The sequence below is a fragment of the Cupriavidus sp. USMAA2-4 genome (assembly GCF_001854305.1).
In the GTDB taxonomy this organism is placed as follows: Bacteria; Pseudomonadota; Gammaproteobacteria; order Burkholderiales; family Burkholderiaceae; genus Cupriavidus; species Cupriavidus malaysiensis.
In genome coordinates, this window is the sequence record NZ_CP017748.1 from 2,314,879 (window position 1) to 2,330,694 (window position 15,816).

The 15,816-nt window shown below is 71.6% G+C and carries 14 protein-coding genes; 10 read left to right on the forward strand and 4 right to left on the reverse strand.

Features of this window, described 5'->3' with window-relative positions:
- Positions 1-35 precede the first annotated feature (35 nt).
- The 4 genes from BKK79_RS10250 to BKK79_RS10265 all read right to left on the reverse strand — a co-directional run bounded on the left by BKK79_RS10250 (position 36) and on the right by BKK79_RS10265 (position 4,622).
- Positions 36-989, reverse strand: a complete 954-nt coding sequence (locus tag BKK79_RS10250) for an N-carbamoyl-D-amino-acid hydrolase (RefSeq protein ID WP_071010644.1) — start codon at positions 987-989, stop codon at positions 36-38.
- 68 nt (positions 990-1,057) lie between these two features.
- A complete protein-coding gene (locus tag BKK79_RS10255; protein WP_157128412.1) occupies positions 1,058-2,359 on the reverse strand; it encodes a Zn-dependent hydrolase in 1,302 nt (433 codons plus the stop codon).
- Positions 2,356-3,588, reverse strand: a complete 1,233-nt coding sequence (locus tag BKK79_RS10260; protein ID WP_071038495.1) for a diaminopropionate ammonia-lyase — start codon at positions 3,586-3,588, stop codon at positions 2,356-2,358. The genes BKK79_RS10255 and BKK79_RS10260 overlap by 4 nt, the downstream gene beginning before the upstream one ends.
- Before the next feature lie 146 nt (positions 3,589-3,734).
- Complete coding sequence (locus BKK79_RS10265; RefSeq protein ID WP_071010642.1) at positions 3,735-4,622, reverse strand: MurR/RpiR family transcriptional regulator; 888 nt, start codon at positions 4,620-4,622, stop codon at positions 3,735-3,737.
- Between the two features lie 545 nt (positions 4,623-5,167).
- Between BKK79_RS10265 and BKK79_RS10275 the strand changes: the two genes are divergently transcribed.
- From BKK79_RS10275 to BKK79_RS10320, 10 genes are all read left to right on the forward strand, one after another.
- Positions 5,168-5,962, forward strand: coding sequence for a transporter substrate-binding domain-containing protein (locus tag BKK79_RS10275; RefSeq protein WP_071010640.1), 795 nt, complete (start codon positions 5,168-5,170; stop codon positions 5,960-5,962).
- A 147-nt stretch (positions 5,963-6,109) separates the two neighbouring features.
- The gene (locus BKK79_RS10280; protein ID WP_071010639.1) at positions 6,110-6,769 is read left to right on the forward strand and encodes an amino acid ABC transporter permease; all 660 of its coding nucleotides are present in this window, start codon (positions 6,110-6,112) and stop codon (positions 6,767-6,769) included.
- A gap of 12 nt (positions 6,770-6,781) precedes the next feature.
- Positions 6,782-7,432 (forward strand): amino acid ABC transporter permease, encoded by a 651-nt coding sequence (locus BKK79_RS10285; protein ID WP_071010638.1) that lies wholly within the window; start codon positions 6,782-6,784, stop codon positions 7,430-7,432.
- A gap of 70 nt (positions 7,433-7,502) precedes the next feature.
- Complete coding sequence (locus tag BKK79_RS10290) at positions 7,503-8,315, forward strand: amino acid ABC transporter ATP-binding protein (RefSeq protein WP_083383901.1); 813 nt, start codon at positions 7,503-7,505, stop codon at positions 8,313-8,315.
- A 506-nt stretch (positions 8,316-8,821) separates the two neighbouring features.
- Complete coding sequence (locus BKK79_RS10295; protein WP_071037640.1) at positions 8,822-9,619, forward strand: class II aldolase/adducin family protein; 798 nt, start codon at positions 8,822-8,824, stop codon at positions 9,617-9,619.
- A gap of 97 nt (positions 9,620-9,716) precedes the next feature.
- Positions 9,717-11,282: an ABC transporter substrate-binding protein gene (locus BKK79_RS10300; protein ID WP_071037641.1), complete on the forward strand. Its 1,566-nt coding sequence runs from the start codon at positions 9,717-9,719 to the stop codon at positions 11,280-11,282.
- 28 nt (positions 11,283-11,310) lie between these two features.
- Positions 11,311-12,285 carry an ABC transporter permease gene (locus tag BKK79_RS10305; protein WP_071037642.1) on the forward strand — a complete coding sequence of 325 codons (975 nt, stop codon included), beginning with the start codon at positions 11,311-11,313 and terminating at the stop codon, positions 12,283-12,285.
- Positions 12,282-13,124, forward strand: coding sequence for an ABC transporter permease (locus BKK79_RS10310; protein WP_071010634.1), 843 nt, complete (start codon positions 12,282-12,284; stop codon positions 13,122-13,124). Before BKK79_RS10305 ends, BKK79_RS10310 begins: the two co-directional genes overlap by 4 nt.
- Complete coding sequence (locus BKK79_RS10315) at positions 13,121-14,791, forward strand: dipeptide ABC transporter ATP-binding protein (protein WP_071037643.1); 1,671 nt, start codon at positions 13,121-13,123, stop codon at positions 14,789-14,791. Before BKK79_RS10310 ends, BKK79_RS10315 begins: the two co-directional genes overlap by 4 nt.
- A complete protein-coding gene (locus tag BKK79_RS10320) occupies positions 14,788-15,792 on the forward strand; it encodes a 2-hydroxyacid dehydrogenase (protein WP_084084639.1) in 1,005 nt (334 codons plus the stop codon). The genes BKK79_RS10315 and BKK79_RS10320 overlap by 4 nt, the downstream gene beginning before the upstream one ends.
- Positions 15,793-15,816: the final 24 nt, after the last annotated feature.

The window sequence follows — 15,816 nt, forward strand, 5'->3', positions numbered from 1 at the left end:
GCGCGCCCCTGCGTGCCGCCGGCCGTGCGAGCGCCTCAGCCCGCCACCGCGCTGCCGTCCGCCATCAGCGTCTCGCCCTTGCGCGCCACGATCATGCCGTAGGCGTGCGGCTGGCGGTGCAGGTCGAAGTTGAAGGTGGTGCGCTTGTAGACCGCGCAGAAGTCCAGGTCGCAGCGCGCCAGGGCGAGTTCGTCGTCCTTGGTGACGCAGCGCGCCACCACCTCGCCCGATGGCGCCACCACGCAGCTGCCGCCGATGCTGTCCACGCCCTCCTCCATCCCGGCCTTGGCCACGCCCGCGACCCAGGTGCCGTTCTGGTAGGCGCCGGCCTGCAGCGAGAGCTGGTTGTGGAACAGCGAGAGGTCATCGTGCGCGGGTGCGGGGGCGTTGTGCACGGGCGTGTTGTAGCCGATCAGCACCATCTCCACGCCCTGCAGGCCCATCACGCGGTAGGTCTCGGGCCAGCGGCGGTCGTTGCACAGGGCCATGCCGACCTTGCCGCCGAAGGCCTCGTTGACGCCGAACCCGTCGCCGGCGGTGAAATAGCGCTTCTCCAGGTGCTGGAAGCGGCGCCACGGCTCGTGCTCGCGATGGCCGGGCAGGTGGACCTTGCGGTATCTGCCGACGATGCGGCCGCCGCGGTCGACCAGGATCGAGGTGTTGTAGCGTTGCCTGCGCCCCCCCTCCTCGGCCAGTTCGGCATAGCCGAGATAGAAGCCCACGCCGAGTTCGCGCGACAGCTCGAACAGCGGCAGGGTGTCGGGGCCCGGCATCTCGCGCTCGAAGAAGCTGTCGAGCTCGGCTTCGTCCTCGATGTACCAGCGGGGAAAGAAGGTGGTCAGCGCCAGTTCGGGGTAGACGATCAGGTGGGCGCCGCTGGCGTGCGCCTCGCGCATCAGCGCGCACAGGCGCTTGACGACCTGGGCGCGGCTGTCGGCGCGGGCGATGGGACCGAGCTGGCCCAGGGCCAGGTTGACGATTCGGGTCAAAGGGAATCTCCGGTGATGCGGTAAAGGGATCTGCGCTGGTGAGGGCGCTGGTGAAGGCGATGGCGCTCTCAAGGCGCGCCGAGCGGCCGGTCGGCGCGCGCCAGCAGCACGCGCATCAGCACGCGGGCGCCGTCGACCAGGTCCTCGGGGCGGGTGAATTCGCGCACGTTGTGGCTCAGGCCGCCCACGCTGGGCACGAAGATCATCGCCGCCGGGCAGGCGCGCGCCAGCATCTGCGCGTCGTGGCCGGCGCCGCTGGGCAGGCGCATGGCGGGCAGCCCGAGCGCCTGCGCGTGCCGCGCCACCTCGTCCACCAGCGCGCAGTCGAAGGCCACCGGGGCGAAGCGCGCCAGCGCGCGGCGCGACCATGCCAGCCCGGCCTCCTCGCAGCACTGCGCGACGAAGGCCTGCACCTCTTCCTCGGCGGCACGCAGCGCGGCGTTGTCGGTATTGCGCAGGTCGACGGTGAAGACGGCGCGGTGCGGGATCACGTTGATCAGGTTGGGCGCGAACTGCATGGCGCCGACCGTGCCGATCTGCCGCCCGCCGTAGCGCAGCGCCAGGTCGTGCACGAAGGTGGCCACGCGCGCGGCGGCGTGGCCGGCGTCGCGGCGCAGCGCCATCGGCGTGGTGCCGGCGTGGTTGGACACCCCCTCGATGGTGTACTCGTTCCAGGAGATGCCCTGCACGCCCTCCACCACGCCGAGGCGCAGGCCCTGCTGCTCCAGCACCGGCCCCTGTTCGATATGCAGCTCGACGAAGCTGTCCACGCGCGGCGCACCGACCGCCGCCGTTCCCTGGTAGCCGATGCGCGCCAGCTCCTCGCCCACGGTGGCGCCGTCGATGCCGCGCGTGGCCAGCGCCTCGGCCAGCGGCAGGCCGCCGACATAGACCAGGGAGCCCATCATGTCGGGCTGGAAGCGCGCGCCTTCCTCGTTGGTGAAGACCGTCACCGCCAGCGGCCGGCGCGTGCGCACGCCCGCCTGGCGCAGCGCGGCCACCACCTCCAGGCCGGCCAGCACGCCGTAGTTGCCGTCGTAGCGGCCGCCGGTGCGCACCGTGTCGATGTGCGAGCCGGTCATCACGGGGGCCGGCGCGGCGCCGGTGCCGCTATCGATGGCGCTGTCGGTGCCGCTATCGGTGCCGCTATCGCTACCGGCATAAATCCCGGTGATGTTGCCGATGGCATCGATGCTGACCGCCATGTCCAGCGCGCGCATGCGTGCCACGGTCCAGTCGCGCCCGGCGCGGTCGGCATCGCTGAGCGCCAGCCGGCACACGCCGCCGCCCTCGATGGCGCCGACCTGCGCCAGTTCATCGAGGCTGCGCAGCAGGCGCGCGCCGTCGATCTCGGGAAGCCGCTCCATCATGCCGCCCCCCGCGCCGCGGCACGGACCGCCGCGCCGCTCTGCCCGACCAGTTCCGCATAGCATGCGGGGTCGGTATCGCCCTCGCTGCCGATGAACAGCAGGCGGCTGTGCGGCCCCAGGCCCAGCGCGGCCCGCGCCTGCTCGTCCTGCATGGCGGCGATGGCGGCGGCCAGGCCGGCCACGGCGGACTCGCCGGCGACGATGGGCGTGTCGGCGCCGCCCGGCCGCGCCAGCAGGCGCATCACCGCCACCGCGGCATCGTCGCCGATGCGGCAGAAAGCGTCGGCGCCCTGCGCCAGCACTTCCCAGGCCAGCAGCGAGACCTCGCCGCAGGCCAGCCCGGCCATCAGCGTGTCGAGCTCGCCGCCGACGGCCACCGGCCGGCCGGCGCGCGCGCTCTGGTACAGGCAGTCGGCGCGCTCCGGCTCGACCACCACGAAGACCGGCCGCGCGCCGCCCGCGCGCTCCCAGAAGTAGCCGCACACCGCGGCGGCGAAGCCGCCCACGCCGGCCTGCACGAAGACATGGGTGGGCGCCTCGGGCAGCGCGCGGGCGGCCTCCTCCACCATCAGCTGGTAGCCCTGCATGACGTCGCGCGGCACGTCCATGTAGCCGGGGTAGGAGGTGTCGGAGATCACGTGCCAGCCCTGGGCGCGCGCGTCGCGGTCGGCCTGCTGCACGGCCTCGTCGTAGTTGCCGGCGGTGCGCACCACCTCGGCGCCGTAGGCCGCGATGGCGTCGCGCCGGCCGTCGCTGACGGTGGCGTGGATGTAGATCACGCAGCGGCAGCCGAACATGCGCGCGCCCCAGGCCACCGAGCGGCCGTGGTTGCCGTCGGTGGCGCAGGTCACGGTGAGGTCGGCGCACAGCGCGCGCAGCGCGGGCTCGGCGAGATCGGCGGGCGCGATCTCGCGGCCGGCGCGGCGGCCCACCTCGCGCGCCAGCAGGCGCGCCACCGCATAGGCACCGCCAAGCGCCTTGAAGCTGCCGAGACCGAAGCGCGAGCCTTCGTCCTTGTAGTGGATGGCGGCCACGCCCAGGCGCGCGGCCAGGGCCGGCAGCGCCACCAGCGGCGTGGGCTGGTAGCCGGGCCAGCGCGTGATCTCGGCGCGCGCGGCGGCCAGTGCCGCCTCGCCCAGGATGGCACTGCGCGCGGCGCCGTAGGGCAGGTCGCGGCGCAGCGCCGGGTTGGGGAAGCAGTCCAGGGACAGCGACGGCAGCGGGGGCAGCGAGGAAGTCGGCGAGAGATTCGGCGAGAGATTCGGCGAGGAAGTCAGGGAAGGCATCGGTATCGCTTGCGGCTAGGGCAGAGACAGGAACGAGAAGACGGAGAACCGGGTCGAGCAGAGAAAACGGGAAAACGGGTAACGCCGCGCTAGGCGAGTCCCTCCAGGTCGGCCAGCACGGCGTGGGCGCGTTCGATGCGCTGCATGCGCGCCCGCGCACGCTTGCGCGTGCGCGTCACCACCGCCGTGGCCAGGTAATTGACCAGGCTCACCGCGGCCACGTAGGAATCGAAGACCTGTTCGCCCTGGTGCGCGCAGCCGAGCACGGCGTCGGCCTCGGCCGCCAGCGTGGAGACCGGTGTGTCGGTCAGCAGGATGCAGCCGGCGCCGGCCTCGCGCGCCAGCCCGACCACCGCCGGCAGCCGCTGCGCGCGGCGGCGGAAGTCCACCGCCAGCAGCACATCGCGCGGCTCGATCTCGGCGATGCGCTCGGCGTCCTGGCCGGCCGCATCGTTGAGCATGGCCACGTCGGGCCGTCCTTGCGACAGCAGCGCGCACGCGTGCATCGCCACCAGGTAGCTGTTGCGGTAGCCCACCACCCAGACGCGGCGCGCCTCGGCCAGGGCGTCGAGCGCCGCGCCCAGCGCGCGCTCGCCAACCTGCTCGGGCAGCGCCGCCAGGCGCAGCGCATCGCGCTCCACGTGCGCCGCCAGCCCGCTCCGGGCCGACGGCGCGCCGCGCGCCGCCGACGGCGGCCCGCCACGCTCCAGCTGGCGCAGCGGCGAGCGCGCCGAGACCTGGTCGCGCAGGTTCTGGCGGAAGGCGCTGAAGTCGGCGTAGCCGAGGCGGCGGAAGAAACGCGCCGCGCTCGCCTTGGACACACCGGCCAGTCCGGCCAGCTCGGTGGCGGAGTAGCTGAGCAGCTCCCGCTGGCGCGCCAGCAGCACGTCGGCGAGCTTGCGGTCGGCCGCGGAGAGGTCGCCATAGCGTTGCCGGATGCGTGCTTCCAGCGCTTCCAGCACTTCATGTGTACTCATGGGTGGCTCATTGGTGGCTCTTGGGTTGGACATCGGATGGCCTGGCAGGCGTTGCCGCATGCCAGGCCTTGGTACGCGCCTTGGTGCGTGCCTTGGTGCGTGCCTTGGTGCGTGCCTTGGTGCGTGCCTTGGTGCGTGCCTTGGTGCGTGCCTTGGTGCGTGCCTTGGTGCATCCCCCGCTGCACGCCGCCGCGCGCAAGGCGTCAGCGTCGGCACCCTTGCATGCGCTGCGGCCGCGCCTGCATACCTTGGTGCGCGCCGCCTCATTTCTGTGCGCGCGCACCATGGCGGAACGCGCCGGTGCGGCGCTGAAACGGGAATTCCCGCTGTTTCTTCCGCATGAAACACCTGTTCCAGCGCCTGGCCGCGGTACAAGCAATCTCGATGCCAAGTCCTCGCCGCAGCGCGCCATCTCCCCGCCGGGCCTTGCCCCGCCTGGCAGGCGCAGGCTCGCGGGAAAGCGCCGCAGCGGTGGCATTGCGGCAGTGGCACACAACTTGCCTCAGCGGTTTCGTTGCTTCCGATTCCAACGCAAGAGGTCTTTCATGAAACGCAGAGAGTTCACCGTCGCCGCCAGCCTGCTCGCCTGTGCCGCGCTGACCGCCATGGCACCGGCACGCGCCGACGATTCGCTCCAGGCCGTGATGGCCAGGAAGTCGATCGCGATCGGCATCCCCGTCGACTTCGCGCCCTACGGCTTCATGGGCCCGGACCTGAAGCCGCAGGGCCTGGACGTGGCAGTGGCCCAGCTGATCGCCGACCGCATGGGCGTCAAGGCCGAGCTGGTGCCGGTCAGCACGCCCAACCGCATCCCCTACCTGCAGACCCGGAAGATCGACCTGATCGTGTCGGCGCTGGGCAAGAACGCCGAGCGCGCCAAGGTGATCGACTTCTCCGTGGCCTACGCGCCGTTCTACCAGGCCGTGTTCGGGCCGAAGTCGCTCTCCATCAAGAGCTTCGCCGACCTGGGCGGCAAGACCATCGCGGTGACGCGCGGCACCATCCAGGACGATGCGCTGCAGCAGGTGGCGCCGCCCACGCTGAAGATCCAGCGCTTCGAGGACGACAACTCCACCGTGGCCGCCTTCGTCTCGCAGCAGACGCAGCTGATCGCCACCGGCGCGGCGGTGGCGGCGATGGCGATCCAGAAGCACCCGCAGGTGCAGGCCGAGTACAAGCTGCTGCTGAAGGACTCGCCCAACTTCGTCGGCGTGCGCAAGGGCGACGCCACGCTGCTGGCCAAGGTCAACGACATCCTGCGCCAGGCCAAGACCGACGGCACCCTCAACACCTACGCGCAGAAGTGGCTGGGCCGTGGTACCGGTGAACTGCCCGAGTAAGCACGGCCGCCGCCGGGCGGCGCCGTGCCGCGCGGACCGCCGCCAGCGGTGCGCGGCCACGGCGCGGCGCCCGCGTGCCAGCGCGCTTCCCCGCCCGCTTCCCCGGCGGCGCGCCGCGCGCGCCGCCCCGCCTTATCGATGCCAGGCATGATCTCTTTCGACTTCACCCCCGTCTTCGCGCAGTGGCCGATGCTGCTGCGCGGCCTGCTGCAGACCGTGCTGCTGACCGCGCTGTCGGCGCTGCTGGGCACGCTCGCCGGCATCGGCTGCGCCTGGCTGCGCCTGCATGGCACCGGCTGGGCGCGCTTCCTGGCCGGCGCCTACGTCGAGCTGATCCGCAACACGCCCTACATCATCCAGCTCTTCTTCATCTTCTTCGGCCTGCCTTCGCTGGGCGTGCGGCTGTCGCCGGAAGTGGCCTGCGTGCTGTCGATGACGCTGAACCTGGGTGCCTATGCCTGCGAGATCGTGCGCGCCGGGCTGGACGCCACGCCGCGCGGCCAGATCGAGGCCGCGCAGAGCCTGGCGCTGAACCGCTGGCAGATCTTCACGCGGGTGGTGCTGCCGCCCTCGCTGGCGCGCGTGTGGCCGGCGCTGGTGGGCCAGATCATCATCGTGATGCTCGGCTCTTCCGTGTGCAGCCAGATCTCGGCCGAGGAGCTGTCGTACGCCGCCAACCTGATCGCCAGCCGCACCTTCCGTAATTTCGAGTCCTACATCGTCGCCACGCTCGCCTACCTGGCGCTGGCCGCGGCGCTGCGCCAGCTGCTGAACTGGATCGGGCCGCGCTTCGTTTTCCGCCGCTGAAGGAGTGCCGGCATGATCGAATTCTCTCTCTGGGATATCCTGCGCAACCTGCTGCTGGCGCTGCGCTGGACCGTCGGGCTGTCGCTGATCGCCTTCGTCGGTGGCGGCGTGCTGGGGCTGGCGCTGCTGGTGGCGCGCATCGCCCGGCTGCCCGGCGCAGAACGCGGCGTGGCCCTCTATGTGCAGCTGTTCCAGGGCATCCCGCTGCTGATGCAGCTCTTCCTCGCCTACTTCGGCCTGGCGCTGGTCGGCGTCGACGCCTCGCCGCTGTTCTCGGCCGCGCTGTGCCTGTCGCTCTATACCGGCGCCTACCTGACCGACATCTGGCGCGGCTGCGTCAACGCGGTGCCGAAGGGGCAGTGGGAGGCATCGGCCAGCCTGGCCATGAGCCTGGGCGAGCAGCTGCGCCACGTCATCCTGCCGCAGGCGGCGCGCCTGGCGGTGGCGCCCACCGTGGGCTTCCTGGTGCAGGTGATCAAGGGCACCGCGCTGGCCTCGGTGATCGGCTTCGTCGAGGTGACCAAGGCCGGCCAGATCATCTCGAACGCCACCTTCCAGCCCTTCCTCGCCTACGGCTGCGTGGCGCTGCTGTACTTCGCGCTGTGCTTCCCGCTGTCGCTGTGGAGCCGCCAGCTCGAACGGCGGCTGCGGCCGCAGCGCTAGGCGGCGCTCCCTTCCTCCCACGCTCCCCTCGCCCCCATCTTCAACCGCGCATCCGCAGACAGGTTTCCCCATGCAAGACGCTATCTCCAGCCCGGCCGCTTCCGCCACGCACCCCGCCCCCTCGCAGCAGGGCGATGTCCCCGCCGCCGCGCCCTTCGCCCTGGTCGACATCCAGGGCCTGCGCAAGCGCTATGGCGACAACGAAGTGCTCAAGGGCATCGACCTGCGCATCGGCCGGCGCGAGGTGGTCACCATCATCGGCCGCAGCGGCTCGGGCAAGAGCACGCTGCTGCGCTGCGTGAACGGGCTCGAGGCCTTCCAGCAGGGCGGGCTGGCCGTCGACGGCCAGCCGCTGCGGCACGACGATGCCAAGGCGATGCGCGCGCTGCGCCAGAACGTCGGCATGATCTTCCAGAACTTCAACCTGTTCCCCCACCTCAGCGCCGGCCGCAACGTGATGCTGGCGCCCGCGCTGGTCAAGGACATGCCGAAGGCCGAGGCCGAGCGGCGCGCCCGCGCGCTGCTGGCGCGCGTGGGCCTGGGCGACAAGTTCGACAGCTACCCCGACCAGCTCTCCGGCGGCCAGCAGCAGCGCGTGGCCATCGCCCGCGCGCTGGCGATGGACCCGGCCGTGCTGCTGTGCGACGAGATCACCTCCGCGCTCGACCCGGAACTGGTGGGCGAGGTGCTCGGCGTGGTCGAGAGCCTCGCCGCCGACGGCATGACCCTGATCATGGTCACGCACGAGATGAACTTCGCGCGCAAGGTCAGCGATCGCGTGGTCTTCATGCACCAGGGCAAGGTGCACGAGGTGGACACGCCCGAGCGCATCTTCGGCAGCCCGCAGACGCCGGAGCTGAAGCAGTTCCTGTCGATGATCTGAGCGCCGGCGGGAAGCCTCCCGCCCGCCCCGTCCACCGCCGGCGCAGCCCCCTCCGCTGCGCGGCGCCGTAGCCGCGCCGCATCCCCTCCCGGCGCCCCCCTTCGCTGCCCCTTCGCTGCTCCCTTCGCCGCCCCCCCGGCGGTCCCCCTTCACCTCCCGCCAGCCCCCTGCGGACCGCCCCATGACGGAACCTGGAGCTGGTGCATCGCACCATCGCAAGGCATCGCCATCCGGCACGCCACCCCGCCGGCCGTGCCGGACGGCGTCGGCCCGCTAGCGCAAATTTTCATGCAAATCAACGGATTAAGGAAATCCCCAGCGGATCGGCGGCCGCCCAGGCAACGCTTGGCCCGAACCTTGCTGCATTGCTTCGCGTAGCTGTCGACAGTTGACGATTCGACTCAGACCGTCTTGAATCATCCTGTCGACAGTTGACCATCGACGTAAAACCCTGCCAGAAGACCAGTCGCCAAGGCACCACCAAGGCACCAGAAAGGAACCGAGACATGGGCATCCAACTCGCCACCGCCACCCCGCGCTCCCCCCGCTCCGACGCCGAGCAGCAGGTCCGCGCCGACCTCGCCGCCGCCTACCGGCTGGTCGCGCACTACGGCATGGACGACAGCATCTACACGCATATCTCCGCGCGCGTGCCCGGCACGCACGACCGCTTCCTGATCAACCCCTTCGGCACCCTGTTCCGCGACATCACCGCCTCGTCGCTGGTGTGCATCGATCTCGACGGCAACATCGTCGACGGCGCGCCCGGGCAGGACGTCAACCCGGCCGGCTTCACCATCCACAGCGCGGTGCACGCGGCACGCCCCGACGCCCTGTGCGTGCTGCACACCCACACGGTGGCCGGCGTGGCGGTGTCCTCGCTGGCCTGCGGCCTGCAGCCGTGCAACCAGTGGGCGCTGCAGTTCCACGACCGCGTGGTCTACCACGACTTCGAAGGCATCGCGCTGGACCACGAGGAGCGCGAGCGGCTGGTGGCCGACCTCGGCGCCTCCGCGCGCGCCATGATCCTGCGCAACCACGGCCTGCTGACGCTGGGCCGCAGCGTCGCCGAGGCCTTCATCCTGATGCACAACCTGGAGCGCGCCTGCCGCGTGCAGCTCGCCGTCCAGTCCAGCGGCGAAGCGGTCTACGCGGTGCCGGAAGCGATCCGCGAGAAGACCGCGCGGCAGTACGAGAGCGGCGACAGCAACCGCCTGGCCGGCAGCGCCGACCCGTACGCGCGCGAATGGCGCGCGCTGCTGCAGCGCCTGGAGCCGGCCGCCCCGGTGCCCTACCACGCTTGATCACGCCTGACCCCGCGCGGCGCCCGCCAGCATCCGGGCGCGCCGCGGCGCTTGTTCCGCATCGTCCCCATCCTCAGCCCCCTAGGAGAGTCACGCCATGAACCGCCGCCAACTGCTCAAGCTGGGCGCCGCCACCAGCGGCCTGTCGATCGCAGGCATTCCCCTCCACGTCCTGGCCGCCGGCAAGAAAGGCGGCATCATCAACGCGCTGGTGCAGCCGGAGCCTTCCGGGCTGATGATCGGCATCACGCAGAACGGCCCCACCCAGCTCATCTCCGGCAACATCTACGAAGGCCTGCTGCGCTACGACGACAAGCTCGAGCCGCTGCCGGCGCTGGCCACCTCCTGGACCGTGGGCGGCAACGGCACGGTCTACACCTTCAAGCTCAAGCCCAACGTCAGCTGGCACGACGGCAAGCCCTTCACCGCCGCCGACGTGGTGTTCTCCGCCGACGTGTTCCTGCGCAAGACCCATGCGCGCCTGCGCGCCAACCTGGCGGCGGTGGAGAGCATCCGCGCGCTCGACCCGCTCACCGTCGAGTTCAAGCTGAAGTACCCCTTCAGCCCCTTCCTCGGCATCTTCGAGGTGGGCTCGATGCCGATGGTGCCCAAGCACCTCTACGAGGGCACCGATTTCCTCAACAACCCGGCCAACGCCAGACCGATCGGCACCGGCCCGTTCAAGTTCAAGGAGTGGGTGCGCGGCTCCTACATCCAGCTGGTGCGCAACGAGCAGTACCACCAGGCCGACGTGCCGCTGGTCGACAGCGTCTACTTCCACGTGATCCCCGACGCCGCGGCGCGCGCCGCCGCCTTCGAGTCGGGCAAGGTCGACGTGGTGCCGGGCGGCGCGGTCGAGTACTTCGACGTGGCGCGGCTGGCCAAGCTGCCGGGCGTGCAGGTCAGCACCAAGGGCTGGGAGTTCTTCGCGCCGCACTCGTGGCTGTGGGCCAACAACCGCAAGGCGCCGCTGGACAACATCAAGTTCCGCCAGGCGCTGGCCTTCGCCATCGACCGCGACGCCATCGCGCGCGTGGCCTGGCAGGGCTTCGCCAGGACCGCCACCGGCCCCTTCAACAGCCACATCAAGTTCTACAGCACCGACGTGGCCAGGTACCCGCGCGACCTCGCGCGCGCCAGGCAGCTGCTGGCCGAGTCCGGCTACAAGGGCGAGACCCTGCGCCTGCTGCCGCTGCCCTACGGCGAGACCTGGCAGCGCTCGGCCGAGATGGTGCGGCAGAACCTGCAGCAGGCCGGCATCAAGATCGAGATGACGCCCACCGACGTGGCCGGCTGGGGCGAGCGCCTCAACAAGTGGGACTACGACCTCGCCTTCACCTACGTCTACCAGTACGGCGATCCGGCGCTGGGCGTGGCGCGCAACTACACCTCGGACAACATCGCCCAGGGCTCGCCCTTCAACAACGTGGAGGGCTACCGCAACGCCAAGGTCGACGAACTGTTCCATGCCGGCGCGCGCGAGATGGACCCCGCCAGGCGCGGCGCCATCTACCAGCAGGTGCAGAAGATCCTGCTCGACGAGATGCCGGTGGTGTGGATGCACGAACTCAACTTCCCCACCCTGTACCGCAGCCGCGTCAACAACCTGATCAGCTCCGGCATCGGCCTCAACGACAGCCTGGGCCGGGCCTGGCTGGCCTGAGGCCGGCACCGTACGCGGGAGCCACGCCATGCAACGCACGCAACGCCTCGTGGGCCGCCTGATCCAGGGCGTGTTCGCCATCCTCATCATCGCCACCGTCAACTTCCTGCTGATCCGTGCCGCGCCAGGCGACCCGGTCTCGGTGATGGCCGGCGAATCGGGCGCCTCCGACGCCCAGTTCGTGGCCCAGCTGCGCACACAGTTCGGCCTCGACCAGCCGCTGCCACAGCAGCTCGGCAAGTACCTGGTGCACGTGGCGCAGCTCGACCTGGGCTTCTCCTACCGGCAGCAGCGGCCGGTGCTGGACCTGATCGTCGAGCGCCTGCCCGCCACCCTGCTGCTGACCGGCACCGCCTTCGCGCTGTCGCTGCTGTTCGGCGTGGTGCTGGGCGCGCTGGCCAGCCGGCGCGCCGGCACCTGGGTCGACAGCGCCATCACGGTGCTGTCGCTGCTGTTCTACGCCACGCCGCTGTACTGGCTGGCGATGATGGCGGTGCTGCTGTGCTCGGTGCGCTTCGACTGGCTGCCGGGCTTCGGCTACGCCACCGTCGGCGCCGACCTGCACGGCGTGGCGCGCGCGCTCGACATCGGCCAGCACCTGGTGCTGCCGGCGCTGACGCTGGCGCTGTTCTACATGGCGGTCTACGCCCGCATGACGCGCGCCTCGATGCTGGAGGTGGCGCAGATGGACTTCGTCAAGACGGCGCGCGCCAAGGGCCTGCATCCGGGCCGCATCCAGCGCGCCCACATCCTGCGCAACGCGCTGCTGCCGGTGGTCACGCTGGCCGGCATCCAGGCCGGCGGCATGATCGGCGGCGCGGTGCTGACCGAGACCGTGTTCGCCTGGCCCGGCATCGGCCGCCTGATGTTCGATGCGCTGCTGCAGCGCGACTACAACCTGCTGCTGGGCTGTTTCCTGGTGACCGCCGCCATGGCCGTGGCCTTCAACTTCGTCACCGACTTCGTCTACACCCTGGTCGACCCGAGGATTGAACTGAAATGAACCACACATTCTGGCGGCGCTTCTGCCGCAACAAGGCCGCGCTGCTGGGCCTCGCCGTGCTGGCGGCGGTGGCCGTGCTGGCGCTGTTCGGCCCCTGGCTGGCTGGCAACGACCCGTGGGAGATGGCGCAGCAGCCCTTCCTGCATCCGCTGCAGCAGCCGGGCTTCGCGCTCGGCACCGACACCATGGGGCGCGACATCCTGTCCGGCGTGATCCACGGCGCGCGCATCTCGCTGCTGATCGGGCTGGTCTCCACCGTGGTCTCGCTGGCCATCGGCGTCACGCTGGGGGCGCTGTCTGGCTATTTCGGCGGCTGGGTCGATGCCGCGCTGATGCGCTTCACCGAGCTGTTCCAGGCCGTGCCCAGCTTCGCGCTGGCGCTGGTGCTGGTGGCCATCTTCGAGCCCTCCATCGCCTCCATCGTGACGGCCATCGCGGTGGTCTCCTGGCCGCCGGTGGCGCGCCTGGTGCGCAGCGAGTTCCTGACCCTGCGCCAGCGCGACTTCGTCGCCGCCGCGCGCCTGGCCGGCGAATCGACGCCGCGCATCATCCTCACGCAGATCCTGCCCAACGCCACTTCGCCCATCGTGGTGATGGCCTCGCTGATGGTGGCGACCGCCATCCTGCTGGAATCCAGCCTGAGCTTCATGGGCCTGGGCGATCCCAACCACATGAGCTGGGGCTATATGGTCGGCCAGGCGCGCACGGTGCTGCGCCAGGCCTGGTGGATGGCGGTGTTCCCCGGCACCGCCATCGTGCTGACGGTGCTGGCGCTGAACATGGTCGGCGAAGGACTCAACGACGCGCTCAACACGCGCCTGGGCGGGAGAGGACGATGAACGCACCCGTGCTCGATATCCAAGGCCTGAGCATCCGCCTGCCCGCCGGCGGCGACCGCGCGCTGGCGGTGCGCGAGGCCTCGCTGACGCTGCAGGCCGGCCAGACCCTGTGCGTGGTGGGCGAATCCGGCTCCGGCAAGTCGATGATCGCCAACGCGGTGATGGGCCTGCTGCCGCGCCCCCACGTGGAACCGGTGGCCGGGCGCATCCTGTTCGAAGGCCAGGACCTGCTGGCGCTGCCCGAGTCCGCGCTGCGCGCGCTGCGCGGCCAGCGCCTCGGCATGGTGTTCCAGGAGCCGATGACCGCCCTCAACCCTGTCATGCGCATCGGCGACCAGATCGCCGAGGTGTTCGACGCGCACCAGCGCCTGCCCGCCGCCGAGAAGCGCCGGCGCATCCTCGCCGCGCTCGCCGACGTCGGCCTGCCCGATCCGGAGGCGCTCTGCGACAGCTATCCCTTCCGCCTGTCGGGCGGCCAGCGCCAGCGCGTGATGATCGCCAGCGCGATGGTGCTGGAGCCGCGCCTGCTGATCGCCGACGAGCCGACCACCGCGCTCGACGTCACCACCCAGGCGCAGATCCTCAAGCTGGTGCGCGAGTTGCAGCAGCGGCGCGGCACCGCGGTGCTGTTCATCACCCACGACTTCGGCGTGGTCTCCGAGATCGCCGACGAGGTGGTGGTGATGCAGACCGGCAGCATCGTCGAGCGCGGCCCCGCCGCGCGCGTGCTGCGCGCCCCGCAGCACGAGTACACGCGCCGCCTGATCGCCGCCATCCCCGGCGGCGAGGCACGCGCGCCGGCGCCGCGCGCCGATGACGCCAACCGCGTGCTGCAGGTGCAGGACCTGTGCAAGACCTACCGCTCCGGCGGCGGGCTGCTGCGGCGCGGCCGCGAAGTGCAGGCCGCGCGCGGCATCAGCTTCGAGCTGTGGCGCGGCCAGACCCTCGGCCTGGTCGGCGAATCGGGCTCGGGCAAGTCCACCGTGGGCCGCTGCATCGCCGGGCTGGCGCCGTTCAACGGCGGGCGCGTGGTGGTCAACGGGCGCACCCTGGCGGCCGGCGGCAGCGTGCCGCGGCATGCCGCCGGGCAGATCCAGATGGTGTTCCAGGATCCCTACGCCTCGCTCAATCCGCGCCATCGCATCGGCGCCGCCATCGCCGCCGGCCCGATCGCCCAGGGCGTGCCGCGCGAGCAGGCGCGCGCGCGCGCGGTCGAGCTGCTGGGCCTGGTCGGCCTCGGTGCCGAAGCTGCCGAGCGCTATCCGCACGAGTTCTCCGGCGGGCAGCGCCAGCGCATCGGCATCGCGCGCGCGCTGGCCATGCGCCCGGCGCTGCTGATCGCCGACGAGCCGGTGTCCGCGCTCGACGTCTCGGTGCAAGCCCAGGTGCTGGAGCTATTCGCCCAGGTGCGCGAGCAGTTCCAGCTCGCCATGGTCTTCATCACCCACGACCTGCGCGTGGCCGCGCAGATGTGCGACCACATCGCGGTCATGCAGCGCGGCGAGATGGTCGAGTACGGCGAGACCGCGCGCGTGCTGGGCGACCCGCAGCATGCCTATACGCGCCGCCTGATCGAGGCCATCCCGCGCCTGGCGCGCCCGGCGCCCGAGCCGCCGCCGGCCGGGCGGGCGGACGGCGCACCGTACCGCGAGAGGGCCGCGGCATGAACAGCGCCATCGCATCCCCGCCCGCCGCTGCGTCCGAGGCGCCCGAGGCGCCGCATGACGCCGCGCCACCGGTCATCGCCCTGCTCAGCAGCGTGCTCGACATGCGCTACCTGGCGCCCGCCTTCGAAGCGGCCTGCCCCGGCACCGAACTGCGCTATGCCGACGCGCTCGGCGCGCCCGAGCACATCGACGCGGCGGTGTGCTGGTATCCGCCGCCGGGCCTGCTGGCCACGCTGCCGCGCCTGCGCCTGGTGCAGTCCCTGGCCGCCGGCATCGACCACCTGCCCGCCGAGGAGGCGCGGCGCGCGCCGGTGCTGTGCCGCATCGTCGACCCCACCATGGCCGGCGGCATGGCCGCCTATGTAGCCTGGGCGGTGATCCACCGCCAGCGCGCCATGGACGCCTACCTCGCCAGCGCCGCCGCCGGCCGCTGGCAGGAAGAGCCCATCGTGCCGCCGGCGCGCCATCGCGTCGGCATCGCCGGCCTCGGCACGCTCGGCGAAGCCTGCGCGCGCGCGCTGCTGGCGCTGGGCTATGCGGTGCGCGGCTGGAGCCGCACGCCGCGGCCGGCGGCGCCGGCGCAGGTCGAGTGCTTCCACGGCGCCGACGGCCTGGACGCCTTCCTGTCCGGCTGCGACACCCTGGTGTGCCTGCTGCCGCTGACCGAGCAGACGCGCGGCTTCCTCGGCGCCGAGGTGTTCGCACGGCTGCCGCGCGGCGCGCACGTGGTCAACGTCGGGCGCGGCGCCCACCTGGACGAGGACGCCCTGCTGGCCGCACTCGCCACGGGCCAGCTCGGCGCCGCCACGCTGGACGCCTTCGTGCAGGAGCCGCTGCCGGCCGGCCATCCGTTCTGGCATCACCCGCGCATCGTCGTCACGCCGCACGTGGCCACGCGCACCGATGCCGCCGTCATCGCGCGCCAGACGCTGGACAACCTCGCGCTGGCGCGCCGCGGCCTGCGGCCGCCCGCCGCGGTCGACCCCGCGCAAGGCTATTGACGGCGGCCCGCGACGACCGATGAC